Raw genomic sequence first — 23,193 nt, 5'->3', positions numbered from 1 at the left:
AGAAGACCGGCCGCCGCGCGCACGCCAGCGCTGCAACGGTCCCGCCCCGGCCGCGGCCGCGGGGCTTGCGGACACGTTGGGATTGGTCAGGCCAGGCACGCCTGCACCAGGCGCCGGAACGGCTCGCCGCCGCGCATCGGATCGGCCACCGGGCAGCCGAGCCGCGCGCTCTCCTCCGCCAGCAGCCGCTCCGCCCGCGCGGGGTCGAGCCGCGCGGTGTTCAGGCTCACCCCGGCGCAGCGGATGCGCGGGTTGGTGCGCCGGCCCAGGCGGAGATTGAGTTCGATGGCTTCTTCGATGTTCGGCAGCGGATAGTCCGGATGGCCGAGCACCGTCTCGCGGCCGGCCTCGTGGCAGAGCACGATGACGTCCGGCTGGCTGCCGTGCAGCAGCGCCAGCGAGACCCCGGCATAGGCCGGGTGGAACAGCGAGCCCTGGCCCTCGATGACGTCCCAGTGGTCCGGGGCGGCGTCCGGCGCGAGCAGTTCCGCGGCGCCGGCGGCGAAGTCGGCCACCACCGCGTCCACGGCGATGCCCTCGCCGGCGATCAGGATCCCGGTCTGGCCGGTGGCGCGGAAGTCGGCGTCGACGCCGAGCCCGCGCAGTTCCCGCGCCAGTGCGAGCGCGGTGTACTTCTTGCCCAGCGCGCAGTCGGTGCCGACCGTCAGCAGGCGCATGCCGCTGCGCCGGCGGCCGCTGGCGACCGCGAGTGCCGGCGGCGGGCGGCGTACGTCGATCAGCCGCCGCCCCAGCCGCGCGGCGGCGGCGCGCAGCGGCGCGATCGCCTCCAGCCGCGCATGCATGCCGCCGATCAGGTCCAGCCCGGCTTCCAGCGCCTGCAGCAGCGCCGGCTGCCACGCGGCGGGGATCTGGCCGCCGGGGTTGGCCACGCCGATCACCATGGCGCGGGCGCCGGCGGCATGGGCCTGCGCCGGGGTCAGGTTGCGCAGGCCGGTGCTGACCGTGGCCCCGGGGCAGGCGAACTCGCCCACGCAGCGCTCGCCGGCCCAGTCGCGCAGGCCGAACGCGGTCTTGGCGTAGGCCGGCTCGACGATGTCGCCGAGGAACAGCAGGTACGGCTGCGGCAGGCTGTCGACCCTGCGGGGCCCGGGCGGGACGGTTTCCAGCATCGGTGTGCTCGGTCGGGGTCGGGGCGCTGCCGGCGCGGGGCGCCGGCAGCGGCTGGCGTCAGAACCGGTAGTCGAATTCCAGGCCGTAGGTGCGGGGCCGGATCGGCACCGCGTTCAACTGCGCGACCGTGCCGGACAGCGCGCTCTCCAGCCGCGAGATAGACGAATAGCCGCGCTCGTCGGTGGCGTTGTTGACGTAGGCGCGGATGTTCCAGCTGCCGTTGGTGACGCTGGCATACAGGTCGAGGGCCTGGTAGCCGTCCACGTCCAGCGGCGCGGTCACGGTCTCGTCCAGGATCGTCGACGGATCGCCGGGCAAGACGATGCGCTCGCGGTCGCTGGTGCCGCCGACCCGGTCGCCGACGTGGCGCAGCGCCCCGCCGACCAGGCCCTGCCAGCCGGCGCCCAGCGCGAACGCGTATTCGGCCGTGGCCGACCAGGACCACTCGGGCACGTACGGCATGCGGTCGCCGGCCAGGCCGCTGTTGAGCACCACGTCGAAGTCCGGCGTCTGCACCGTGGTCGGCTGGAAATCCTCCTTGAGCGAGGCGTCGGTCCAGGCGGCGTTGAGCCCGAGCCGCAGGCTGTCGGTGGCGCGGAACACGGTGCTCAGCTCGACGCCTTCGCTGGTGGCTTCGCCGCCGTTGACCAGCACCCCCAGGCCGTCGATCTGGGTCACCACCTGGATGTCCTCCCAGTCGATGCGGAACGCGACCAGGTCGAACAGCAGGCGCTGGTCGGCGAACTGCGACTTCAGCCCGAGCTCGTAGCTGGTCAGCATCGAGGAGTCGACGCTCGGCGGGGCATTGCCGAACACCGCGTTCGGTCCGCCGGGCTGGTAGCCGGTGGCGGCCTTGGCGTAGAGCATGACGTCGTCGGCGAGCTGGAACTTGGGGCTCAGGCTCCAGGTGAACACGTCCTCGCTGGATTCGCCCGGTGTGCGCTCGATCGGGGCGAGGATGCCTTCGGTCACGTCCTGCACGAACTGCTGGTCGTTGCGCGCCTGGCGCACGCCGGCGTCGAGGGTCAGGCGGTCGGTGACGCGCCAGGAGCCGTTGGCGAACAGCGCCATTTCCTCGTACTCGCTGGGCAGGTGGATCACCGCCAGGGTGCCTGCGACCGCGTCGAGCGGGGGCGGCAGCGGCGAACCGTCGAGCTGGCTCAGGGACGCGAACTGGCGCTGGACCCCGTCCTCCTTGGTGTAGAACGCACCGACCATCCATTCGAACGGCCCGCCGGCCTTGGAGGTCAGGCGGAACTCCTGGGTGAACTTGTCCAGTTCCAGCTCGTTGACGACGGTGGACGCGCCGGCTTCGGGCAGCCCCAGCAGCAGATTGGCGACCTCGCCGTAGGGGATCGTGGCGTCCAGCTGGATGTCGGTGGTGGTGTCCGACCAGCCGCTGGCCGAGACGAAGTCGGCCCAGCCCAGGTCCCAGTCGAGGGTCAGCGCGTACAGGTCGAACTCCTTGCTGAAGGGCTGGCGCACCCACAGCCGGCCGTCCAGTTCGCCGAACAGCGGCTGGTAGGTGTCCGGATCGAGGGCGACCTCGGCGCGATCGTCCGCGTCGATGGTCTGGCGCAGCGCCGAGACCCTCATGGTGAAGGCATCGCCGTACCAGCCGAAGGCCGCGCGCGCGCTGGTCTGCACGCTGTCGTTGATGTCCTGCTCGCCGTCGATGGCGCTGTCGGTGTAGCCCGCCCCCTCGTGGCGGCCGTAGCTGACCCGCAGCGCCATGCGGTCGTCGGACAGCGGCAGGTTGGCGCCGGCGCGGCCGCTCCAGCCGTTGCCGCCGCCGCTCACCGTGGACAGGCCGCCGCCGACGCGGAACTCGCGCGCGGCGGTGTCGGGCTCGCGGGTCACGTACTTGATCAGCCCGCCCATCGCGCCGGCGCCGTAGAGCGTGCCCTGGGGGCCGCGCAGCACCTCGATCCGGCCGATGTCGTACGGCAGCAGGTCCAGCGCCAGGGTGGTCGCGGCCTGGTACAGGCCGCTGGAACCCAGCGGCACCTCGTCGACGTAGGTGCCGACGGTGGCGCCGGACGACAGCGCCGAGATGCCGCGCATCGAGACCGAGGTCAGGCCCGGCGCACCGTTGTCCTGCACCTGCAGGCCGGGCACGTAGTCGGCGTAGTCCGACATTCGCGCGGCGTTGAGGTTCTCCAGCTGCTGTTCGCCGATCAGGCTGATCGAGGAGCCCACCGTGCGGATGTTCTCGACCCGCTTGTTGGCGGTGACCACCACCACGTCGAGATCCACGGCATCCGCCGCGGGCTGCCGCTCGGGCTGCGATTCCGGTTGCGGTACGGCCTCTTGCGCGAAGGCCGGCGCCGCCGCCATCCACGCCAGCGCGGCGGCGGTCGCCGCGAACAGCGCGCTGCGCTGCGGAACCCCACCCTGCCGGCCCTTCTCCCCATTGCCGTTCATGTGTCTTCTCCTCGATACGAGCCGCCGGAACGCGACGGCTTCAGCCCCAGATCTGCCCCAGCAGGCGGCGAAAGTTGCCGCCCAGGACCAGTGCGATGTCGCTGTCGGAATAGCCGCGCGCGATCAGCGCCGCGGCCAGTGCATGGAACTTGCGCGGACTGTCGAAACCGTCGGTGTCCAGGCGGTCGCGGAACGCGTAGCTCGACTTGTAGAGCCCGCGCAGCATCTCCAGCTGGTCGGGCGGCATGTCGTCGTAGCCGTGCAGGTCGGCGTCGGAGCCGATGCCCACGTGCTCCACGCCGACCAGGCGCGCGACGTGGTCGATGTGGTCGACCACGTGCTCCACCGTGGTGGGCTCGCGGTCGCGCACGAAGTTGCGCACCCCGGTGATGCCCATCACCCCGCCCCGCGCCGCCAGCTTGCGGATCGCCTCGTCGGTCTTCAGGCGCGGATGGTCGTTGAGCGCGCGGCAGTTGGAATGGGTGATCGCGATCGGCCCGGACGACGCCTCGATCGCGTCCAGGGTGGTGCGGTCGCCGCAATGCGAGACGTCGACCAGCATGCCGGCGGCGTTCATCGCCGCGACGATCTCCACCCCGTAGTCGCTCAGCCCGCCGTCGACGCGCTCGGTGCCGCCGGAGCCGAGGCGGTTCTGGCTGTTGTAGGTCAGCTGCGCGCAGCGCTGGCCGAGCTGGTGGAAGAACGCGACGTCCTCGGCGCTGCGGAAGTGCTCGGCGTTCTGCACCCCCATGATCACCGCGATCCGGCCCTGGGCCTTGGCGCGGTCGAGGTCGGCGGCGTTGCCGGCCAGGCAGAACAGCTCGCTGTTGCGGGCGATGAAGCCGTTCCAGCCGGCCAGGTAGGCGAGCACCTGCTGGTGCGCGTCGGGCCCGCCGAAGCCGATGGCGTGGTGCATCGCGGTGACGCCGCTGGCGCGGAACTCGGCCGCTTCCTGCGCGGACAGGCGCCCGGCATAGGTCTCGGGGCGGAAATCGATCTTCAGCGGCGCCAGCATGTCGACCACCAGCGATCGCTCCACCAGCGCCGCGGCCGGCCCCTCCGCCGCCGCGGGGCCGGCCGCGGCGCCGATGCCCGGCAGCGCCGCCGCCACGGCGCCGGCCGCCATGCCCCTCAGGAGCCCCCGCCTGGACAGGTCTACAGCCATCGTTTCATGCCCCGTGTTCTCTCAACGGGCATAATGATCCTGATTGGAGAATTGTCAAACCCGTGCCACCGCGGCGTCGGCGGCCGGGCGCGCTTCCGCCTCGATCCGCCGCGCCGAACCGTCCAGCAGCCCGAGCAGCACCCCGGCGCTGCCCGCCACCGCCGCCATCAGGGCGAAGAACGCCGCCGGCCCCAGCGCGGTCCAGGCCATGCCCAGCAGGCCGGCCAGCAGATTGCCGCCGAAGGCGGCGAAGAACCACGCCGCCACCGTGGTGGCGCGGTGCCGGGAGGGCGCCAGCCGCGCGAACAGCCCCAGGCCGACCGGCAGGATGAACAGCTCGCCCGCGGTCAGCACCAGGAAGAACAGCGCCAGCCACAGCCAGCTGGTCTGGCCGGCCGCGGTGCCGGCGCTCACCGCCGCCAGCAGCAGGTAGGCCAGCGCCACCCCGCCCGCGCCCAGCGCCATCTTGCGTGCCGAGCCCGGCTCGCGGCCGTCCCGGGCCTGGCGCGACCAGTGCGCCACCAGCACCGGGGTGAGCGCGATCACCAGCAGCGGGTTGAGCGCCTGGAACCAGGTCATGGGGATGGTCAGCGCGCCGAGGCTGCGGTCGATGCCGGTATCGGCCCACAGCGCGATGGTGTTGCCGACCTGCTCGTAGGCGCCGCGGAACAGCATCACGCACAGGCCGATCGCCAGCAGCACGCGCAGCCGCAGCGCCATCCCGGCTTCCCCGGCTTCCCCGGCATCGCCGGCGCGGCCGGCGGCCTCGACCGGGCCGCGGCGCTCGCCGGCGGGCAGGTAGCGCCCGCCCAGCACGTACACCGCCAGCCCCAGCAGCATGCCGATGCCGGCGGCGCCGAAGCCGTAGTGCCAGCCGTACAGCTCGCCGAGCGTGCCGCACACCAGCGGCGCCAGCAGGCCGCCCAGATTGATGCCGACGTAGTAGATGTTGTACGCCGAGCCGCGGCGCGGATCGCGGCGTGCGTAGAGGCCGTCGACCTGGCTCGGCAGGCTCGGCAGGAACAGCCCGTTGCCCAGCGCGATCGCGGCCAGGGCCAGGTAGAACAGGCTCTCGGAAGCCATCAGGAAATGGCCGATCGCCATGACCGCCCCGCCGATGATCACCGCGCGGCGGCGGCCCAGCCAGCGGTCGGACACGACGCCGCCGAGGATCGGGGTGAAGTACACCGTGGCCGCGTACAGCCCGTACACCAGCGAGGCCTGCTGCTGGCCCATCAGCAGCTGCTTGGTCATGTAGTAGACCAGCAGCGCGCGCATCCCGTAGTAGGAGAAGATCTCCCACATCTGGGTCAGGAACAGGATGGTCAGCCCGCGCGGCTGGCCGAACCATTGCGGCTCCGCGGCCCCGGCGCTCACGGATCGCCCCACACCTCGCCCGGGCAGTCGATGTGGCCGTCGCGGTAGACCGCGCCGGGCCGGCGGTCGGCGGTGAGGAACAGCGGCCCGTCCAGGTCGACCACGTCGCAGTGCTGGCCGAGCACGAATGCCGGCGCCATCGCCAGGCTGGTGCCGACCATGTTGCCGACCATGACCCGCTTGCCGAGCTCGCGGGCGCGGCGCGCCATCGCCAGCCCCTCGGTCAGGCCGCCGCACTTGTCGAGCTTGATGTTGATCACGTCGAAGTGGCGGTGCCGCGCCTCGAGCTCGCGCAGGTCGAGAATGCTCTCGTCGGCGGCCACCGGCACCACCCGTTCGAGGCCGTCCAGGTCCGCTTCGCGGCCGCGCGCGCCGGGCTGCTCGAGCAGCGCCACGCCGGTCTCGGCCAGCACCGGCAGCAGCAGCGGCAGGCTGGCGGCATCGAAGCCCTGGTTGGCGTCGACGCCGAGCCAGACCCGGGGCAGGCGGCGGCGCACCGCGCGCACGCGTTCGCCGTCTAGCGCCGGCTCGCCGGTGAGCTTGAGCTTGATCGCACGCGCGTGGTCGTACGCGGCGGCGCGTTCGGCCATCGCCTCGGGGGTGTCGGCGCCGACGGTGAAGGTGGTCAGCAGCGGGCGCACGCCGTCGAGCCCCGCCAGCCGCCAGACCGGGCTGCCGGCGAGTTTCGCTTCCAGGTCCCAGAGCGCGCAGTCGAGCGCGTTGCGCGCGCCGCCCGGCGGCAGCAGGGCCTGCAGCGCGCGGCGGTCCAGGCCGGCCTCGATCCGCCCGCGCAGCGCTTCCAGGGTCGCCCGCATCGCCTCCGGGGCGTCGTCGTTGTAGTAGACGCCGGCGGCCTCGCCGCGGCCGGTCCCGCGCGGATGGTGCAGTTCGACCACCAGCGCCGGCGAGTCGCGGAACACCCGGCCGGAGATCCGGAACGGCGCGGCGAGCTGCAGCAGCTCGCTGCGCAGCTCGAGGCGCAGCGGGACGGCGTTGCCCATCGCCGGCGCCCTCAGTAGTACGCGCCGTAGCCGAGGACGTGGTGAGCCGCCGCCACCCACAGCAGGAACAGGCAGGCCAGCGCCAGCAGCACGCTCCACAGCTTGGCGAGCACGCGCCGGCGGCTGCGCAGCACCTGCCAGGCGTTCCACAGCGCCAGCAGCGCGCCGAGCGGGAACACGACCGTCGACAGCAGCCGCAGCGCGTTGACCATCGCGTCGCTGCCGGGGCCGAGCAGCGACAGGTCGCTCATCATCATCACCACCATGACCAGCACCGCGATCATGGTCAGCGGCACCACCAGGGCGACGATGCGGACGATCCGGTGCGCGCGCGCGTCGGCGCCGGTCAGCGCGTACCTCACGCCGTAGTGGCGGCGCACCAGCGCCGACACCGGCCACGCCAGCGCGGTCAGCAGCAGCACCGCCAGGCTCAGGCCCAGCAGCGGCAGCAGCAGCGACGAGGCCCGCCACGCCGGCAACCGCTGGAACACCATGATCGGGGCGTAGGGTTCTGCGGTGAAACGGGTCACCGCGCCGTCCACGACCTCGGCCGCGAGGCGGTCGCTGCCGGCGGTGTCCTGCCACACCCAGGGGGAGATCTCGCGCCACTTCTTCGGCGTGCCGTCCGGCCCGACCATCAGCGACGCGCTGATGGTGCCGTCCTCGTTCGCGAACACCTTCACCTGGCCCATCAGCCCGACCAGCGACATGAAATTGCTGTCCGGACGCCGGCTGCTGTCGTAGTGGCCGGCGATGGCCTCGGCGTGCTGCCGGGCGGTGTCCTCGTCCACGCCCTCGCCGCGGGGGCCGGGGCCCGGCAGGTAGCGGTCGGCCAGGCCGCGCACCAGCGCGCTGCGCAGGTGGCCGGTGGCGCCCTCGCGGCCGGAGCTGTTGAACGAGACGAACACCCCCAGGCCGTCGTCGGGAAACAGCTGCAGGTCGCTGTGGAACCACTGGGTGTCGCCGCCGTGGGCGATCGCGCGGTGGCCGTTGATGCTGGTCTCGTAGAAGCCGAGCATCATCCGGTTGAGCGGCTCGATCGAGGGCTGGCCGGTGGTGTGCATCCGCTCGGCGGTGCGCTCGGAGAGGATGCGCGCATCGCCCAGCCGGCCGCGCTGCAGGTGGGCGATCATGAAGCGGGCCATGTCCGCGCCGGTCGCGGCCAGGCTGCCGGCCGGGGCGAGGCTGATGAACTCGTACGGCTTCGCCTCGCCGTCGGAGGCACGCTCGTAGCCTTTCGACATCCGCGCCAGCAGCGGCGCGGGCAGCGGCTGGCGGAAACTGGACGAGCGCATGCCCAGCGGTTCGAACAGGTGGCGGTCGATGTAGTCGTCGAAGGACTCGCCGGAGACGCGCTCGACGATGTAGCCGGCCAGCGCGGTGGCGTAGTTCGAATAGGCGGGGGTGGTCCCCGGCGCGTGGATGCGCTCGGGCACCCAGCGCTTGAGGGCCTCGCCGAGCGGGACGATCTCCTCGGGATCGCTGGCGATCAGGCCGCGGATCTGCTCCTCCAGGCCCGGCGTGTGGGTCATCACGTGGCGCAGGGTGACCGGCTTGCCGTCGACCGCCGGAATCTCGAAATCGAGGTACTGGTTGACGTCCGCGTCCAGGTCCAGCCGGCCCTGCTCCACCAGCTGCATCACCGCGGTCCAGGTGAACAGCTTGGAGACCGAGCCCGGGCGGAACAGGGTGCGCTCGGGGTCGACCGGGGCGCCGGTGGCCAGGTCCGCGACCCCGTAGCCCTTCTGCAGCAGCACCTCGCCGTCCGCGACCACCACCACCACCGCGCCGGCGATGTCGCCGCTGGCCAGGCCATAGGGCATGAAGCCGTCCACCCAGGCCTCCAGGTCCGCCCGCGACAGGGCCGGCCCCGCGTCCACCTCGGGCGCCGCCGCGACCGGCAGGTCCTCGGTCGGCGCCGGCGGGGCCATCTCCTGGGCCAGCGCCGGGGGCAGGGCCAGCAGCAGGCCCGCGACGACGGAAAACAAGGTGGATACGCGCATCGCAAGCTCCTGATTGGTTCCCCCGGACCGGCGACGGGTGCGGCCTGTACACGCCAACCCGGCCTCGATCACGCCTGTATGAGCGATAATGATCCCAATTGGAGAATTGTCAACCTCGACCAGCCGCGCCCGCGGGGCGGCCGAGGCGTGGGGGCGCGCTTAAACCTGTTTTAATCGCCCCCGGCGAGCCTGCCCGGCCGCATCCGCCCCCGGCGCCCCATGGATTCCGTGCTCCTGGTCGAAGACGATCGCATGCTCGGCGACGCCCTGGAGGCGGCGCTGGCCCAGGACGGCTGGCGCGCCGATCGCAGCGAGGACGTCGCGGCGGCGCGGCTGGCCCTGGTCGACCATTGCTATGCGGCGGTGCTGCTGGACCTCGGCCTGCCGCGCGGCTCCGGCCTCGAGGTGCTGGCCGGCATGCGCGAACGCTACGACACCACCCCGGTGCTGATCATCACCGCCCGCGACCGGCTCAGCGACCGCATCCGCGGCCTCGACGGCGGCGCCGACGACTACATCCTCAAGCCGTTCCAGCGCGACGAGCTGCTGGCGCGGCTGCGCGCGGTGGTCCGCCGCAGCCGCGGCCGGGTGGCGCCGCAGCTGCGCTGGCGCGACCTGGTGCTGGATCCGGCCACGCGCAGCGTCACCCTCGGCGGGGCACCGGTGGCGCTGGGCGCGCACGAGTACCGCACCCTGCTGGCGTTGATGGAATGCGAGGGCCGGGTGCTCGCCCGGGCGCACCTGGAGGACCGCATCTACGGCGGCGACGGCGCGATCGGCAGCAACACCGTGGCGGTCTACGTGCACCAGCTGCGCCGCAAGCTGGGCGAGGACGTGGTGGTCACCGTGCACGGCTACGGCTACCGCCTCGGCGACCCGGCCTGATGCGCTCGCTGCGGGCGCGGCTGCTGGTGGTGCTGGCCCTGGTCGTGCTGGCGGCCTGGGCGATCTGGTTCGGTTGCCAGTACCAGCACATGACCCGGCAGCAGAGCGGCCTGCTGGACCGCTCCCTGCGCAGCATCGCCGAACAGATCCTGCTGTCGCTGCCGGGCGATATCGAGGCGAGCGGCGCGAGCCCGCGGCTGCGGCTGCCGCGCGAGGCCGCCGCGCTGACCGGCAAGTTCGACAACCTGCATTTCCAGGTCTGGGAGGTGGCGCGGGGCGAGGGCATCGTGGCCTCGTCGCAGGCGCCGGCCGGGCCGATGCGCGCGGATTTCTCCGACGGCTACGCCGACGTGCTGGTCGGCGGCGATCCCTGGCGGGTGTTCGCGGTCACCGACGCCGAGGGCCGGGTGCAGGTCCAGGTGGGCCTCGACGCCTCGGCGCGGCATCACGAGATCAAGCGCTGGGCGCATACCAGCCTGGTCACCGCGCTGGCGGTGCTGGGCGGGCTGGCGCTGGCGGTGTGGCTGGTGGTGCGCTGGTCGCTGCAGCCGGTGCTGCGGGTGCGCCAGGCGATGGCCAAGCGCGAGACGCTCGATCTCGCGCCGCTGCCGGGGGCCGGGCTGCCCACGGAGGTGCGGCCCCTGGTCGACTCGTTCAACGCGCTGCTGCAGCGGCTCGACCACGCGCTGCAGGCCGAGCGCCAGTTCCTCAGCGAGGCCGCCCACGAACTGCGCACCCCGCTGGCCGCGCTGCTCACCCAGGCCCAGGTGGCGCTGCATTCCAGCAGCCCGGCCGAGACCCGCGAGGCGCTCGACCGGCTGGTCCGCGGCATCGAGCGCGCCTCGCGCCTGGCCCAGCAGCTGCTCGATTCGGCGCGGGTCGAGAGCGCCCGCGGCGGCGAGGGCCACGGCCCGGTCGACCTGGCGCAGGTGATCGCGATGGTGGCCCAGGAATTCGAGCTGGTGTCGGCGCGCAAGCGCCAGCGGATCGCGCTGGACGCCGCGCCGTGCGTGGTCCAAGGCGACCTCGACGACCTCGGCATCCTGGTGCGCAACCTGCTCGACAACGCGCTGCGCTATGGCCGCGAGGGCGGGCGCGTCGAGATCGCCTGCCGGCAGCGCGCGGGCGGCGGCGGCGTGCTGGAGGTGCGCGACGACGGCCCCGGCGTCGCCGAGGAGGAGCGCGAGCTGATCTTCGAGCGCTTCTTCCGCGGCAGCAACGGCAACGGCGAGCGCGGCAGCGGGATCGGCCTGTCGCTGGTGGCGCGCATCGCGCGGGCGCACCGGGCCGCGGTGCACGCCCTGAGCGGCATCGACGGCCGCGGCTTCGGCGTGCGGCTGGAGTTTCCGCCCCGCTGAGCGCCGGCGGGCGAGGGCGCGTCGCCCGTCACGACGCGCCTCGGTCAGCCCGCCGCCCCGCGCACCGGCAGCAGGTAGTGCGCCGGGTCGGTGCGGACCGCATGCGCGGGCAGCACCTCGCGCAGCCGGTCGGCCTGGGCCGCCGGCAGGTGCCAGCGCACGCTGGCGCAGTCGAGCGTGTCGGCCGCGCGCAGCGCATGCAGGAACAGGCGCCGTTCGACGGCCGCGGCATCGCGGGTGCCCGGCTGCACGAACAGCGACTCCAGGCGCAGGTAGTTGCGGCGGTCCGGCAGCGAGCAGCCGGCGCTCGCCCCCGCATACCCGGCGTAGCGGCCGTCCATGCTCGCCAGCCACGCCCACGCCCGCAGCGGCGGGTCGAACAGCGCCTCGTGCAGCTCGATCGGATCGGCGGAGGCGTAGCCGCGGCCCGCGCCGGGAGCGCCGGCGGCGCCGCCGTCCACCCGCGACTGCGCCTCGCACAGCGCCAGCAGCGCCGGAAACTCCTCGCGCCGGACCGCGCGCACGGCCAGTGCGGACCTCGGCCTCGGGAGCGGGGGGCGCGGCGCGCGATCGCGGAGGTCTGGGGAGCGGGACGGGATCGGATGGGACATGGCGGATTGCTCCGGGCACTGGGGGTGCTCCCACGCTGCGGCGGCGGGATTAAAACCCGTTTAAGCCCCGGGCCGACCTGAATGCGCGCTCAAAGTTCCTGTACTTTCAAGTTCAGTATTCAGGCCATGTTGCGCTTGCCCTCGCACAATGCGTGCACCGGCCCGGGCGGCAGTCGTGCTTTTCAGCAACTGAAGCACTTCTCCTCCCTCCCCTCGCCGCCCGGGCCGGCCCATAAACAAGAAAGAAGAGGCACCCCCCGATGAAGCGTTCCCTGCTCGCCCTGACCCTCGCCGCCGCGCTGCCGTTCGCCGCCGCGCACGCCGCCGAGGGCATTTCCTACAACTACGTCGAAGGCGGCTACAGCGCCACCAACGGCGATGGCGACGCCGATGCCGACGGCTTCGGCGCCAACGCCTCGTTCGCCTTCCATCCCAATTTCCACGTCTTCGGCGGCTACCTGAACCAGGAGATCGACGACACCGATCGCGACTTCGACCAGTTCCGTGTCGGCGTGGGCTACAACCACGAGATCTCGCCGCGCGCCGACCTGGTCACCCGCATCGCCTACGAGAAGGTCGATGCCGGGCGCGACCTGCTCGGCAACCGCATCGATCCGGACGGCTACAGCGCCGAGGTCGGCGTGCGCGGCGCGCTGACCACCAACTTCGAGGGCTACGCGATGGCGGGCTACGAGGACTACGGCAGCGACGATGGCTTCGACTACGAAGGCGACTTCTACGGCCGCCTCGGCGCCCAGCTGAAGTTCAACCCCAACTGGGGCGTCAGCGGCGACGTCAAGTTCGCCGACGGCGACACCCAGTGGTTCGTCGGCCCGCGCTTCACCTGGTAGGCCGCCGCAACCCGCACCAATCGCGATCGACTCTCTCTCCCCCGGAACATCGCGATCGCCCCGGCCGGCAACGGCCGGGGTTTTTTTTTAGAACAGCCGCACCGGATACTCCGCCTTGCGCTCGCGGGCCATCAGCCGCGCCAGGCCCTCGGCCGGGGAGATGTGCCCGTGCAGCACGTCGCGCACGTTGCCGGCGATCGGCAGTTCGATGCCGTGGCGGTCGGCCAGCCGCATCACCTCGTCGGCGGTCTGCAGCGACTCGACCACCTGGCCGATCTCGCGCACCGCCTCCTCGATGGCTCGGCCGCGGCCGAGCGCCAGCCCGAGGCGGCGGTTGCGCGAAAGGTCGCCGGTGCAGGTCAGCACCAGGTCGCCGAGCCCGGCCAGGCCCATCAGCGTCTCCGGGCGCCCGCCCATGGCGATGTTGAGGCGCAGCATCTCGTTGAGCCCGCGGGTGATCAGCCCGGCGCGGGCGTTGAGCCCCAGCGCCATGCCGTCGGCCACGCCGGTGGCCACCGCCAGCACGTTCTTCATCGCGCCGCCGAGCTCGGCGCCGCACATGTCGTCGCCGGTATAGGCGCGGAACGCCGGGCCGTGCAGCACGTCGGCGACGGTCTGGGCGAAGCCCTGGTCGTCGGCATGCACGGTGAGCGCGGTCGGCAATCCCCGCGCCACCTCCTGTGCGAACGACGGCCCGGTGACCACCGCCAGCGGCACCTCGGCACCGAGGATCCCGGCGGCGACCTCGTGCAGGAACCGCCCCGAACCCGGCTCGAAGCCCTTGGTCGCCCAGGCCACGCCGGCGTGGGCCGGGCGCAGCGGCGCCAGCGCCTGCAGGGTCTCGGCGAAGGCGTGCGAGGGCACCACCACCAGCACCAGACCGGCGCCCGACAGCGCGCCGGCCAGGTCGGTGGTGGCGCGCAGCGACTCCGGCAGCGCGCTACCGGGCAGGTAGCGCGGGTTCTCGTGCTGCCGGTCGATGGCCGCGACCAGGGCGGCATCGCGCCCCCACAGCACCGTCGGGACGCCGTGGCGCGCGGTCAGCGCCGCGAGCGCGGTGCCCCAGGACCCCGCGCCCAGGACCGCGACGGAGGGCGGGTTCGACATCGGTCAGGCGTTGCCGACCGTCTCGCTGTCGCCGTTGCCCGCACCCTGCTGCTGCCGCGCGTTGCGCTGGCGCAGGCCCTCGGCATACAGCGCCTCGAAGTTGATCGGCTGCAGCAGGAACGGCGGGAAGCCGCCGGCCTGGATCAGCTCGCCGAGCAGCTGGCGCGCATAGGGATAGAGCACGTTCGGGCAGTGCGTGCCGAGCATCGCGTCGAGCACGTTGGCCTCGAACCCGGCCAGGCCGAACACGCCGGCCTGCTGCACTTCGGCCACGTACACGGTATTGCCCTCGCCCTCGCCGAGGGTGCAGGTCAGGGTGATCGCCAGCACCACCTCGTAGCCGTTCTCGCCGACCTTCTGCACGCGCTGGTTGAGGTTCATGTTGAGCTGCGGCTGGGCCTGCTCGTTGAACACCTGCGGCGCTTTGGGCGACTCGAAGGACACGTCCTTGACGTAGATCTTCTCGACGCTGAACTGCGCGCCGGCGGGCTGCGCGGGTGCGGCGGCGCCGTTGGCGGTATCGGGTTGTTGCTCGGCCATCTCGGTGGGACTCCAGCGGTTGATCGGTTCGACGGAAAAGAGGGCGATTATGGCATCTCGGCGCGGGACCGGCCCGCTCAGCGGCCGCGACCGCGGCTCAGCGGCAGGTCGGCCTGCTGCCAGCCGTAGATCCCGCCGTCGAGCACGAACACGCGCTCGAATCCGGCCTTCTTCAGCCGCGCCGCGGCGCCCGACGCGGTCTGGCCGGTCTTGCAGACCAGCACCACCGGCAGCGCCTTGGCCGCGGCCAGCTGCTTGCTTTCCGGATCGAACTGGCTGAGCTGCACGTTCTTCGAACCGGGGATGTGGCCCTTCTCGAAATCGGCCATCGGCCGCAGGTCCACCACCAGCGCGTTGTCGCGGTTGACCAGCGCGGTCAGCTCGGCCGGGCGCAGGCCCTTGAAGCCGCGGAACAGGCGCGCGATCTCGGTGAAGAGGATGGCGGCGGTGAGCCCGGCCAGGGCCAGCGACAGCAGCGGGTGGCGGCCGGCGAACGCCAGCAGTTCTTCGAGATTCACGGGGGGCACGCAGATCCGGCAGCGGGCGGCGATTGTCGCCCAGCGCGGGGCGCGGCGCAAAGCGCGCCCGCGGGCTTAGCGCCGCGCAGGGGCCCCGGCGGGGCGCCGGCTCGCGCCCCGGCGCCGGACGCGGCTATTCGCCGCGCCAGAAGTCGGGCAGGCCATTGGTGATCCACCATTGCCCGGCGTCGGCGTCGTAGCGCCACTGCTCGGTGTAGCGAAGCGAGCGCTCGGTCATGGTGTGGCGGTTCACCACCCCGATCTCGATCTCGCGCACCGCGGTGCCGTCTTCCAGCGCCTGCGCGCCACGCTCGCGGTAGCCCGAGACCTGGATGTGCCGGTAGCGCTCGAACTCCAGGTCGGTCATCGGATTGGCTTCGCGGTAGTCCGGGTCGACCAGGTTCCAGGCGCCCTCGAAGTCGCCCCAGCGGATCGCCGCCGACCAGGCGTACTGCTGGCGCTGCAGGGCGTCCGCCTGCTTCCTGGTGGCGGCGCAGCCGGCCAGCAGCAGCGCCGCCAGCAGCAGCCATGCGATCCTGCGAATGTCGCGCATGTCGATGGTTCCCCTTCTGGATGGACGCATCCTAGCGCCTGGCGATCGCCACGTAACGCGCCAGCCCCTCGGTGGCGGTGCCGCCGTCCGGCAGCGGCACGCGCGCCGAGAGGGTGGTGCGGGCGCGGCCGCGCTCGCGCAGGGTGGCGGTGAAGTCGCTCCAGCGCAGATCGGGCGCCAGCCGCGACTCGGACTCCAGATCGGCATACAGCGGCGCCAGGTAGCGAACGCTGCTGTCGGCGACGAAGACGTCGGCCTGCAGCCCGGCTTCGCGGATGCGCAGCGACACCAGCCCCCAGGACGACAGCGTCATCAGCGACACCAGGCTGCCGCCGAACGCGCAGCCCTTGTCGTTGACGTGCTGCGCGAGCGGCGCGTGCAGGCGCAGGCACTCGCCGTCGTAGCCGGCGATGCGCAGCCGCATCGCCGCCACCGGCGGCATGGCCTGGTAGTGGGCATCGAGCGCGCGCAGCGATTCTTCGGGCGACATCCGCACTGGGTCCTTGGTTCGGGAGTGGGTACCGGGCTTGCGGCGGCGCTGGGCTGCCACCAAGCTGCCGCCCATGCTCGGCGCGACGGATTCCTCGGCACTGGCGGGATGCTACGTCATCTCGCTGCGGCCCGTGGGCGCGCACGCCGGTTTGCGCCGCGCCGCGGCCCGGCACGGCGCGCGCGTGCTGGCGCTGGCGCCCTGGAAGCTGGTCCGGCTCGACGATGCCGGCAGCGTGCGCGATCTGCGCGCCGCGCTGTCGGCGCCGCGGGTGGTGTTCACCAGTCCGGCCGCGGTCCGCGCGGCGGCGGCGTTGCGCCCACTGCGGCCGCGTGCCGGCCAGGTCTGGCTGGGCGTCGGCGCCGGCACCCTGGCCGCCCTGCGCCGCTGCGGCGTCGCCAGCGCGGCGGCCCCCGAGCGCATGGACAGCGAGGGCCTGCTGGCCATGCCGCAGTTGCGCGGGGTCCGCGGTCTCACGGTGGGCCTGGTGACCGCCCCGGGCGGGCGCGGCCGGATCGCCGCGGTCCTGCGCCGGCGCGGTGCGCAGCTGTTGCGCGCCGACGTGTACCGGCGCCTCCCGGTGGCGCCCGCGCCGCACGCGCTCGCCCGCCTGCGCGCGCTGCGGGCCCCGCTGCTGCTGGCGGTGAGCAGCGGCGAGGCGCTGGAGCGGACGTTGGCGGCCCTGCCCCCCGACCTGGCCGCGCGCCTGCGCCAGGCCCGGGTGCTCGCCGCCAGCGCCCGCTTGGCCGATCTGGCCCGCGCCCGCGGCTTCGCCAGGGTGGCGGTGGCGGCGGACGCGCGGCCGGGCTCGCTGCTGGCCGCCGCCGGCGCGCCGATCCGGTAGCATCGCCGCGACCGGCCGGTGCCGGCGCCCCCTTCCCCCGTCATGATCGAGCCCCCGCACGCCCCCCCTCCCCCCGCCCGCGGCCGCCGCGCTGGCTGGTGGCTGGCCCTCGCACTCGCGCTGCTCGCGGCCTTGGCCGCCTGGGCCTGGTGGTCGGCGCGCGAGCAGGCGCGGCTGGCCGGGGACCGCGGCGTCGACCAGCGCGTGGAAGCGCTCGAAGCGCGGACCGGGCGCCTGCGCGACGACCTGCGGGCGCAGGCGCAGCGCCTGCAGCAGGCCGAGGCGACCAATCGCGTCCTGCGCGACGAACTGCTCGGCCTGGGCCAGCGCGCGGCGATCGTCGAGGACGACCTGGCGGCGCTCGCCGCGCCCCGGCGCGATGCCGCGCAGGCGCTGCGGCTGGACGAGGTGGAGCTGCTGCTCGCCCAGGGCGAGCAGCGCCTGCAGCTGGCCGGCGACCTGGACGGTGCCCGCCGCGCCTACGCGCTGGCCGCGCAGCTGCTGTCCGGGCTGGATCACCCGGCCCCGGGGCTGCTCGACCTGCGCCAGGCCCTGGCCCAGGAGCGCGCCGCGCTCGACGTGCTCGGCGAGGACCCCCGGCGGATCGCCGCCGGCCGGCTGGAGGCGCTCGCCGCCGCGCTGCCGGCGCTGCCGGTGGACACCCCCGCCGGCGACGCGCCGGCGGCGAGCTGGTGGCAGCGGGCGTTCGGGCGGCTGGTCGAGGTGCGCCCCACCGAGGGCGCGGTCGCGCTCGAACCGGCCGATCGCGCTGGCGGGCTGGCGGCGTTGCAGCTGGAACTGACCCTGGCGCGGGCCGCGATCGAGCGGCGCGACGAGGCCGGCCTGCGCGCCGCGCTCGAGCGCATCGATGCCTGGCTGACGCGGCTGTGGCCCGACTCCCCGGCGCTGCGCGAGCGCCGCGCCGGCATCGCCGCGCTGCGCAAGGCGCCGCTGTCCGTGCCGCTGCCGGTGCTCGGCACCACCCTGGACCAGCTGCGCCGGCAGCGTGCCGGCTCGCCGGAGGGCGCGCTGGCCGGCCGAGAAAGCTGAACGGGGGATTTGGGGGCGGGTCGCGCGCGCGCCGGCTGCACGCGCCGGCCACACCCGCGCGCCTACCGTGGCGGCAACGAGCGAGGAATCCGGCTATGAACCTGTTCCGCAACCTGCTGTTCTGGATCGCCCTGGCGGTGCTCGGCGCGCTGCTGGCGCAGATGCTGATCACCCACGACCACGGCTTCGTGCTGGTGCGCTACGGCGGCTACGACTACACCACCACCCTGGTGCGGGCGATCGGCATCGGCCTGCTGGTGGTGCTGGTGCTGTGGCTGCTGTGGAAACTGCTGAGCTTCCCGTTCCGCAGCTGGAACCGCCGCCGCGACCGCCAGAGCCGGGCGCGTCTCGGCGACGGCCTGGACGCCCTGCACCAGGGCCACTACCAGCGCGCCGAGAAGCTGCTGGCGCAGGCCACCGACGACCCGCCCGCCGAGGCGCCGGCCCGGGTCGCCGCGGCGCACGCCGCCTGGGCGCGCGGCGACACCACCCAGGCACGGCAGCTGCTGGCGGGATTCGGCGAGCGCCACCCCGCCTCACGGGCCATCGCCGAGGCCGAACTGGCGATCGCCGACGGCCGCCCCACCGACGCGCTGGTGGCGCTGGATGCGCCGGCCGCGCAGCCGCTGCCGCCGCGCGGCCTGGCGCTGCGCGCCGAGGCGTTCGCCGGCTCCGGCCAGGCCGCGCAGGCCTATGAAATGCTCGGCGCGCTGCGCCAGCAGCAGGCGCTGCCGGCCGCGCGCCTGGACGAATACGAAACCCGGTGGGCGGCCGCGGCCCTGCGCGAGGCCGCCGATGCCAACGTGCTGGCGGACCGCTGGGAAACCCTGTCCAAGCGCCAGCGCGCCGAGGCCGCGGTGGTCGCCGCCTATGCCGACCGCGGCGCCGCGCTGCGCTGGGAGGAGGCGGCCACCCGCAGCCTCGAGCAGGCGCTGGACACGCGCTGGGACGAGGGCCTGGCGGAGCGGTACGGGCTGCTGCCGCTGGGCCGCGTCGAGCACCGGCGCGAGGTCGCCGAACGCTGGCTGCAGGCGCATCCCTCCAGCCCCGCCCTGCTGCTGACCCTGGCGCGGCTGGCGCAGGAACAGCAGCAATGGGCGCAGGCCGAGGACTACCTGCATCGTGCGCTGGCGCAGGGCGCCGGCACCGAGGCCTGGGAGGCGCTTGCGCGCGGCTACGAGGCCCGCGGCGACGAGGCGCGCGCCAGGCTGTGCTATCGCAATGCGCTGCGCTCCGCGCGCGGCGAGCCGATCGAGGCCTTCGCCGACCGCGACCTGCGCCAGCAGATCCACGACCAGGCCGCCGGCGAGGACCGCGACGAGCACGGCCTGCCGCGGTTGCGGGAGTAGTCGCGAGCGCATTCTTCCCGACCGAGCGACGGCGACCCGCGGCGAGTGCGCCCGTGCGGGTAGCTCATGGCGCCGGAGGCCGCTGGTGGTGCCGGCCGGGTGGGCGGTGATTCCGGGGGTTTGCGACCGCGACGGCGTTCGCGTGCGCGGCACGCTCCTGCTGGACTTGGCGCGGCGCGGCGTGGCCGGGCCGCTCAGCGCTCGAGGATCGCCACCACGCCCATGCCGCCGGCGGTGCAGATCGACACCAGGCAGCGGCCGCCGCCGCGCTCGGCCAGCTGCTTGGCGGCGGTGGCGACGATGCGCGCGCCGGTGGCGGCGAAGGGATGGCCCGCCGCCAGCGAGGAGCCGACCGGGTTGATCCGGGCCGGGTCGATCCGCCCCAGCGGCGCTTCCAGGCCGAGCCGGTTGCGGCAGTAGTCCTCGCTCTCCCAGGCGCGCAGCGTGCACAGCACCTGCGCGGCGAAGGCCTCGTGGATCTCGTAGATGTCGAAATCCTGCAGCGTCAGCCCGTTGCGGCGGAGCAGTTCCGCGACCGCCACGGTCGGCGCCATCAGCAGGCCCTCGCCGTGGACGAAATCCACCGCCGCCACCTGGGCGTCGCGCATCCAGCACAGCGGTTCGTGGCCGTGGGCGCGGGCCCAGTCCTCGCTGGCCAGCAGGCAGGCGGCGGCGCCATCGGTGAGCGGGGTGGAATTGGCGGCGGTGAGGGTGCCGCGCCCGGAACTGCGGTCGAAGGCGGGCTTGAGCGTGGCGAGCTTGTCGATCGAGGTGTCGGCGCGCAGGATGTTGTCGCGCGCCACGCCGCGGAAGCTCACCACCAGGTCGTCGAAGAAGCCGCGCTCGTAAGCGGCCGCCAGCTTGTGGTGCGAGGCCACCGCCAGCTCGTCCTGCGAGTCGCGCGAGATGTTCCACTCCTTGGCCATGTCCTCGCAGTGCTCGCCCATCGACTTGCCGGTGCGCGGCTCGGCCACGCCGGGGAAATCGGGCCTGAGCTCGCGCAGGCGGAAGCCCCGGAACGCGGCGAGCTTCTCGCCGGTGGTCTTCGCCGCCGCGGCGCGCAGCAGGCGCCGGCGCAGCGACTGGCCGTAGACGATCGGCACGTCGGAGGTGGTGTCGGAGCCGCCGCCGATGCCGGCCTCGATCTGGCCCACGGCGATCTTGTTGCCGACCGTGATCAGGCTGTCGAGCGAGGTGCCGCAGGCGCGCTGCAGGGTGATGCCGGGCGTGAGTGCCGACAGGCCCGACGACAGCGCCGCCTCGCGGCCGAGGTTCCAGTCGCTGGCGTGCTTGATCACCGCGCCCATCGCGACCTCGCCGAGCTGCTGGCCGTGCAGGCCGAACCGTTCCACCAGTGCGCCGAGGGTACGCACCGACATGCCCAGGTTGCCGACGTCCGCGTAGGCGGTGTTGCGGCGGCAGAACGGGATACGGACGCCGCCGAGCACGGCGACCGGACGACCTTGCTGCATCGGGAGCACCTCGCGACGGCCCATCGACCATGACGGGCATAATGAAAGCAGTCTAACGCCGCCGCCGTGCACGGCCAATCACGATGACCCAATCCGCGCTGAACCCGACTCCGCCCGTGCGTGCGGCCCTGGCGCTGGAACTGCGGCCCGGCAGCGCAGCGGGCAGCGACGCGCTCGCACAGGAGCAAGCCGGCGAACTGGGCGCGCTGATCGCCGCGGACCTGGCCGGTTTCGCCGCCGAGGCGACGGCACTCGACCTGGTGCTGGTGGGCGCGCACTACGACCCGGTCGAACTGCTGCGCCCGGGCTGGCCGCTGCACCACGAACTCGAACAGCTGTCGGCGCGCGCACCGGGGGAACGCGGCGGCCGGGTGATCGCCTTCGGCGCGCACCAGGGCCGGCTGCCCGGCGCGCTGGCGCCCTCGCCCGAACATCGCGGCGGGCCGCTGCGGCTGCTGCCGCTGACGCTCACCGGGGACCCGGCGGTGCTGGCCGCCGTTGGTGCGGCCTTGGAAGACGACCTGATGGAGCGCGGCATGGCCGGCGCGGCCACCGCGCTGCTGGCGCAGGAGACATTCGGCCTGCAGCTGGAGCACGTGCGCTACCTGACCCTGCACGATCTGTGCGCGATGACCGCGCTGCAGTACGAGCACGCCGGCCTGAAGCCGCTGTGGCCGCTGCTGGAGACCGCGCTGCTGGCGCCGGGCGACGAAGCCTGGCTGGATGCCCCGCCCGAGCCGCTGCTGCACTATGCCGGCGGCGAGGCGCGGATCGCCCTGTTCTCGCCCGACGGCTGGCGCAACCGCTACGCGCCCGGCGAGGGCGACGAGGCCCGGCTGGAGCGCGGCTTCGCCCGCTTCGAGGCGCGCCAGCGCCAGCTGTCCGCGCTGCTGCAGGCGCACGGCGTGCCCGTCACCTACGCCCACTGCCGCTCGCGCCTGGACCCGCACGACGAGCTGGCCTGAGCGGACGGCTGGCGACACCTGCGATCACCGCCAACCCGGCCGGAACCGCCCGCGGCCTTCGCGGCCGTGGGCCGGTCCTACGGGCAAACCCACCGTCCGCCCCTCGCAGGAGCGTGCCATGCACGCGAAAGCCGGCGCGCTCGGCAACGCCCGCGATCGCCGCGAACCCCGCCGGCGCGTCCCACGGCCCTCGCGGCCCCCGGCGCGCCGCCGGATAATCGCGGTCAGAGATTGATCACGCCGCAGGCCAGGCGCGCTCCGGCATCTCCGGTCGGCTGGGTGGTGTAGTCGTCGGCGCCGGCATGCACGATGACCGCCTTGCCGGCGATGTCGGCCGGGCCGCCGTCGCCGAGGGTGGCGCCGTGCAGCGTCGCGTCGACCATGGCCACGCCCTGGGCGTCGGCGCGGATGTTGTCGCTGTCGCCGGCGTGGTGCTCGCCCTCCCCGGCGCGCCCGTGGGGGTTGTCGCCGGGGTTGAAATGGCCGCCGGCGCTGCTGGCGTCGGGCGCGCTGCAATCGCCGGTCTCGTGCACGTGGAACCCGTGCACGCTGTCGGCGGACAGGCCGCGTACTTCGCCGCTGATGTGCACCAGGCCGCCCTCGGCCTCGAAGCCGAGTTCGCCGGTGACCTCGTTGCCCTCGGTCGGTTCCAGGGTGGCGCGCGCGACGGCGGACTGATCGGCGTCGGTACCGGCCTGGGTGCCGTAGGTCTGGGCGACCGGGTCGGTCCCGGGATCGGCCGGCGCGTTCGTCGCGGTATCGGCGGCGACCTCGGCCTCGGTATCGGCGCGGTCGTCGGGCGAACAGGCGGCCAGCGCCAGCAGCGTCGTGGTCAACAGCAGGGTGCGGGGGAGTCGCATGGGGCGTTTCCTCGGGAGGGGACGTGTGGGCCTGTATACACGCGGGTGCGTCATGCAGCCGTCATCGCACGATCTCGATCGGGCCGCAGGCCACGCGGGCGCTGAACGCGCCCGGGGTGGCGCCGAGCACCAGCAGCGCGCGGCCGGCAATGTCGTTGGCGGCGCCGCCGCCCAGCACCGCGCGCGGCACCAGCAGGTCGACCCGGGCCAGGCCGTCGCCATCGGCGACGATGCGGTCGCGGTTGCCGCCGACCACGCCGACCTGTTCGGCGCCCGCCTGCGGGTCGAAGTAGGGCCCGGCGCTGCTGGCATCGGCGGCGCTGCAGTCGCCGCGCTGGTGCACCTGCAGGCTGTGGGCGCCGTTGCGCACCAGGCCGCCGACCTCGCCGGTGATGCGCACGCCGCCCGGCACCGCCGCCAGCGCCACCCGGCCGCTGACCAGGCTGCCCGAGGCCGAGGCCAGGTTGGCCAGCGCCGCGCCGGCGGTGCCCTGTTCGGCGAGGTGGGGCGACGGTACCGGGTTGGCACCGCCCGCGCGCGGCGGCGACGACGGCGGAGTGCTCGCGCAGGCGGTCATCAGCAGGGCGAGGACAACGGCGGGAATCGGACGCATGGCGCGGCGCTCGTAGGCGGGAGGGG

The 23,193-nt window shown here is 73.7% G+C and carries 22 protein-coding genes; 7 read left to right on the top strand and 15 right to left on the bottom strand.

Annotation, left to right across the window (positions count from 1 at the left end; translation table 11 throughout):
- Positions 1–86 precede the first annotated feature (86 nt).
- The 6 genes from QFW77_RS10035 to QFW77_RS10010 form a co-directional block, all read right to left on the bottom strand.
- Entirely contained in the window at positions 87–1,130 is a 1,044-nt protein-coding gene (locus QFW77_RS10035; protein WP_280574480.1) for an N-acetyltransferase DgcN family protein, read from the bottom strand.
- Between the two features lie 58 nt (positions 1,131–1,188).
- Positions 1,189–3,555, bottom strand: coding sequence for a TonB-dependent receptor (locus QFW77_RS10030; RefSeq protein ID WP_280574479.1), 2,367 nt, complete (start codon positions 3,553–3,555; stop codon positions 1,189–1,191).
- A gap of 40 nt (positions 3,556–3,595) precedes the next feature.
- Complete coding sequence (locus QFW77_RS10025) at positions 3,596–4,681, bottom strand: dipeptidase (RefSeq protein ID WP_280574477.1); 1,086 nt, start codon at positions 4,679–4,681, stop codon at positions 3,596–3,598.
- 93 nt (positions 4,682–4,774) lie between these two features.
- Positions 4,775–6,097: a peptide MFS transporter gene (locus tag QFW77_RS10020; protein ID WP_280574476.1), complete on the bottom strand. Its 1,323-nt coding sequence runs from the start codon at positions 6,095–6,097 to the stop codon at positions 4,775–4,777.
- Positions 6,094–7,098: a dipeptide epimerase gene (locus QFW77_RS10015; RefSeq protein ID WP_280574475.1), complete on the bottom strand. Its 1,005-nt coding sequence runs from the start codon at positions 7,096–7,098 to the stop codon at positions 6,094–6,096. Before QFW77_RS10015 ends, QFW77_RS10020 begins: the two co-directional genes overlap by 4 nt.
- Before the next feature lie 11 nt (positions 7,099–7,109).
- On the bottom strand, positions 7,110–9,101 hold the full coding sequence (locus QFW77_RS10010) for a serine hydrolase domain-containing protein (protein WP_280574474.1): 1,992 nt from the start codon (positions 9,099–9,101) through the stop codon (positions 7,110–7,112).
- 219 nt (positions 9,102–9,320) lie between these two features.
- Between QFW77_RS10010 and QFW77_RS10005 the strand changes: the two genes are divergently transcribed.
- The gene (locus QFW77_RS10005; protein ID WP_280574473.1) at positions 9,321–9,986 is read left to right on the top strand and encodes a response regulator transcription factor; all 666 of its coding nucleotides are present in this window, start codon (positions 9,321–9,323) and stop codon (positions 9,984–9,986) included.
- Entirely contained in the window at positions 9,986–11,344 is a 1,359-nt protein-coding gene (locus QFW77_RS10000) for an ATP-binding protein (protein WP_280574472.1), read from the top strand. Before QFW77_RS10005 ends, QFW77_RS10000 begins: the two co-directional genes overlap by 1 nt.
- A gap of 44 nt (positions 11,345–11,388) precedes the next feature.
- Here the strand turns inward: QFW77_RS10000 and QFW77_RS09995 are convergent, their stop codons facing one another.
- A complete protein-coding gene (locus tag QFW77_RS09995; RefSeq protein WP_280574471.1) occupies positions 11,389–11,868 on the bottom strand; it encodes a hypothetical protein in 480 nt (159 codons plus the stop codon).
- 347 nt (positions 11,869–12,215) lie between these two features.
- Between QFW77_RS09995 and QFW77_RS09990 the strand changes: the two genes are divergently transcribed.
- Positions 12,216–12,806 (top strand): OmpO family porin, encoded by a 591-nt coding sequence (locus QFW77_RS09990; protein ID WP_280574470.1) that lies wholly within the window; start codon positions 12,216–12,218, stop codon positions 12,804–12,806.
- 87 nt (positions 12,807–12,893) lie between these two features.
- Here the strand turns inward: QFW77_RS09990 and QFW77_RS09985 are convergent, their stop codons facing one another.
- From QFW77_RS09985 to QFW77_RS09965, 5 genes are all read right to left on the bottom strand, one after another.
- On the bottom strand, positions 12,894–13,913 hold the full coding sequence (locus QFW77_RS09985) for an NAD(P)H-dependent glycerol-3-phosphate dehydrogenase (protein ID WP_280574469.1): 1,020 nt from the start codon (positions 13,911–13,913) through the stop codon (positions 12,894–12,896).
- Between the two features lie 3 nt (positions 13,914–13,916).
- Positions 13,917–14,453, bottom strand: coding sequence for a protein-export chaperone SecB (secB, locus tag QFW77_RS09980; RefSeq protein WP_280574468.1), 537 nt, complete (start codon positions 14,451–14,453; stop codon positions 13,917–13,919).
- 77 nt (positions 14,454–14,530) lie between these two features.
- Positions 14,531–14,971 (bottom strand): rhodanese-like domain-containing protein, encoded by a 441-nt coding sequence (locus QFW77_RS09975; protein ID WP_280574466.1) that lies wholly within the window; start codon positions 14,969–14,971, stop codon positions 14,531–14,533.
- A 133-nt stretch (positions 14,972–15,104) separates the two neighbouring features.
- Positions 15,105–15,524, bottom strand: coding sequence for a hypothetical protein (locus QFW77_RS09970; RefSeq protein ID WP_280574465.1), 420 nt, complete (start codon positions 15,522–15,524; stop codon positions 15,105–15,107).
- Positions 15,525–15,555: 31 nt separating this feature from the next.
- Positions 15,556–16,014, bottom strand: coding sequence for a YiiD C-terminal domain-containing protein (locus QFW77_RS09965; RefSeq protein ID WP_280574463.1), 459 nt, complete (start codon positions 16,012–16,014; stop codon positions 15,556–15,558).
- 73 nt (positions 16,015–16,087) lie between these two features.
- On the opposite strand from QFW77_RS09965, the gene QFW77_RS09960 reads away from it, so the two are divergent.
- The 3 genes from QFW77_RS09960 to QFW77_RS09950 all read left to right on the top strand — a co-directional run bounded on the left by QFW77_RS09960 (position 16,088) and on the right by QFW77_RS09950 (position 19,257).
- On the top strand, positions 16,088–16,858 hold the full coding sequence (locus QFW77_RS09960) for a uroporphyrinogen-III synthase (protein ID WP_280574461.1): 771 nt from the start codon (positions 16,088–16,090) through the stop codon (positions 16,856–16,858).
- Between the two features lie 42 nt (positions 16,859–16,900).
- A complete protein-coding gene (locus QFW77_RS09955) occupies positions 16,901–17,908 on the top strand; it encodes a uroporphyrinogen-III C-methyltransferase (RefSeq protein ID WP_280574460.1) in 1,008 nt (335 codons plus the stop codon).
- Between the two features lie 95 nt (positions 17,909–18,003).
- A complete protein-coding gene (locus QFW77_RS09950) occupies positions 18,004–19,257 on the top strand; it encodes a heme biosynthesis protein HemY (protein WP_280574459.1) in 1,254 nt (417 codons plus the stop codon).
- Between the two features lie 194 nt (positions 19,258–19,451).
- Here the strand turns inward: QFW77_RS09950 and QFW77_RS09945 are convergent, their stop codons facing one another.
- Positions 19,452–20,729 (bottom strand): acetyl-CoA C-acetyltransferase, encoded by a 1,278-nt coding sequence (locus tag QFW77_RS09945; RefSeq protein WP_280574458.1) that lies wholly within the window; start codon positions 20,727–20,729, stop codon positions 19,452–19,454.
- An 83-nt stretch (positions 20,730–20,812) separates the two neighbouring features.
- On the opposite strand from QFW77_RS09945, the gene QFW77_RS09940 reads away from it, so the two are divergent.
- A complete protein-coding gene (locus tag QFW77_RS09940) occupies positions 20,813–21,694 on the top strand; it encodes a hypothetical protein (protein ID WP_280574457.1) in 882 nt (293 codons plus the stop codon).
- Between the two features lie 224 nt (positions 21,695–21,918).
- Here QFW77_RS09940 and QFW77_RS09935 read toward each other — a convergent pair whose 3' ends face one another.
- Both QFW77_RS09935 and QFW77_RS09930 read right to left on the bottom strand, forming a co-directional pair.
- Positions 21,919–22,554, bottom strand: coding sequence for a superoxide dismutase family protein (locus QFW77_RS09935; protein ID WP_280574456.1), 636 nt, complete (start codon positions 22,552–22,554; stop codon positions 21,919–21,921).
- A 61-nt stretch (positions 22,555–22,615) separates the two neighbouring features.
- Positions 22,616–23,167 (bottom strand): superoxide dismutase family protein, encoded by a 552-nt coding sequence (locus QFW77_RS09930; RefSeq protein WP_280574455.1) that lies wholly within the window; start codon positions 23,165–23,167, stop codon positions 22,616–22,618.
- Between the last annotated feature and the right edge of the window lie 26 nt (positions 23,168–23,193).

It is taken from the genome of Luteimonas endophytica, from assembly GCF_029887875.1.
Lineage (GTDB): Bacteria > Pseudomonadota > Gammaproteobacteria > Xanthomonadales > Xanthomonadaceae > Luteimonas > Luteimonas endophytica.
This window is presented reverse-complemented; position numbering and strand designations above follow the sequence as displayed.

Excerpts from the sequence above, each read along its gene's own strand:
- QFW77_RS09945 (WP_280574458.1), bottom strand. The coding sequence starts at position 20,729 with ATGCAGCAAGGTCGTCCGGTCGCCGTGCTCGGCGGCGTCCGTATCCCG.
- QFW77_RS09955 (WP_280574460.1), top strand. The coding sequence starts at position 16,901 with ATGATCGAGCCCCCGCACGCCCCCCCTCCCCCCGCCCGCGGCCGCCGC.
- QFW77_RS10025 (WP_280574477.1), bottom strand. The coding sequence starts at position 4,681 with ATGGCGGCCGGCGCCGTGGCGGCGGCGCTGCCGGGCATCGGCGCCGCG.
- QFW77_RS10015 (WP_280574475.1), bottom strand. The coding sequence starts at position 7,098 with ATGGGCAACGCCGTCCCGCTGCGCCTCGAGCTGCGCAGCGAGCTGCTG.
- QFW77_RS09970 (WP_280574465.1), bottom strand. The coding sequence starts at position 15,524 with ATGCGCGACATTCGCAGGATCGCATGGCTGCTGCTGGCGGCGCTGCTG.
- QFW77_RS09985 (WP_280574469.1), bottom strand. The coding sequence starts at position 13,913 with ATGTCGAACCCGCCCTCCGTCGCGGTCCTGGGCGCGGGGTCCTGGGGC.
- QFW77_RS09935 (WP_280574456.1), bottom strand. The coding sequence starts at position 22,554 with ATGCGACTCCCCCGCACCCTGCTGTTGACCACGACGCTGCTGGCGCTG.
- QFW77_RS10005 (WP_280574473.1), top strand. The coding sequence starts at position 9,321 with ATGGATTCCGTGCTCCTGGTCGAAGACGATCGCATGCTCGGCGACGCC.
- QFW77_RS09950 (WP_280574459.1), top strand. The coding sequence starts at position 18,004 with ATGAACCTGTTCCGCAACCTGCTGTTCTGGATCGCCCTGGCGGTGCTC.
- QFW77_RS09990 (WP_280574470.1), top strand. The coding sequence starts at position 12,216 with ATGAAGCGTTCCCTGCTCGCCCTGACCCTCGCCGCCGCGCTGCCGTTC.
- QFW77_RS10030 (WP_280574479.1), bottom strand. The coding sequence starts at position 3,555 with ATGAACGGCAATGGGGAGAAGGGCCGGCAGGGTGGGGTTCCGCAGCGC.
- QFW77_RS09930 (WP_280574455.1), bottom strand. The coding sequence starts at position 23,167 with ATGCGTCCGATTCCCGCCGTTGTCCTCGCCCTGCTGATGACCGCCTGC.
- QFW77_RS09965 (WP_280574463.1), bottom strand. The coding sequence starts at position 16,014 with ATGTCGCCCGAAGAATCGCTGCGCGCGCTCGATGCCCACTACCAGGCC.
- QFW77_RS10010 (WP_280574474.1), bottom strand. The coding sequence starts at position 9,101 with ATGCGCGTATCCACCTTGTTTTCCGTCGTCGCGGGCCTGCTGCTGGCC.
- QFW77_RS09960 (WP_280574461.1), top strand. The coding sequence starts at position 16,088 with ATGCTCGGCGCGACGGATTCCTCGGCACTGGCGGGATGCTACGTCATC.
- secB (WP_280574468.1), bottom strand. The coding sequence starts at position 14,453 with ATGGCCGAGCAACAACCCGATACCGCCAACGGCGCCGCCGCACCCGCG.
- QFW77_RS10000 (WP_280574472.1), top strand. The coding sequence starts at position 9,986 with ATGCGCTCGCTGCGGGCGCGGCTGCTGGTGGTGCTGGCCCTGGTCGTG.
- QFW77_RS09940 (WP_280574457.1), top strand. The coding sequence starts at position 20,813 with ATGACCCAATCCGCGCTGAACCCGACTCCGCCCGTGCGTGCGGCCCTG.
- QFW77_RS10035 (WP_280574480.1), bottom strand. The coding sequence starts at position 1,130 with ATGCTGGAAACCGTCCCGCCCGGGCCCCGCAGGGTCGACAGCCTGCCG.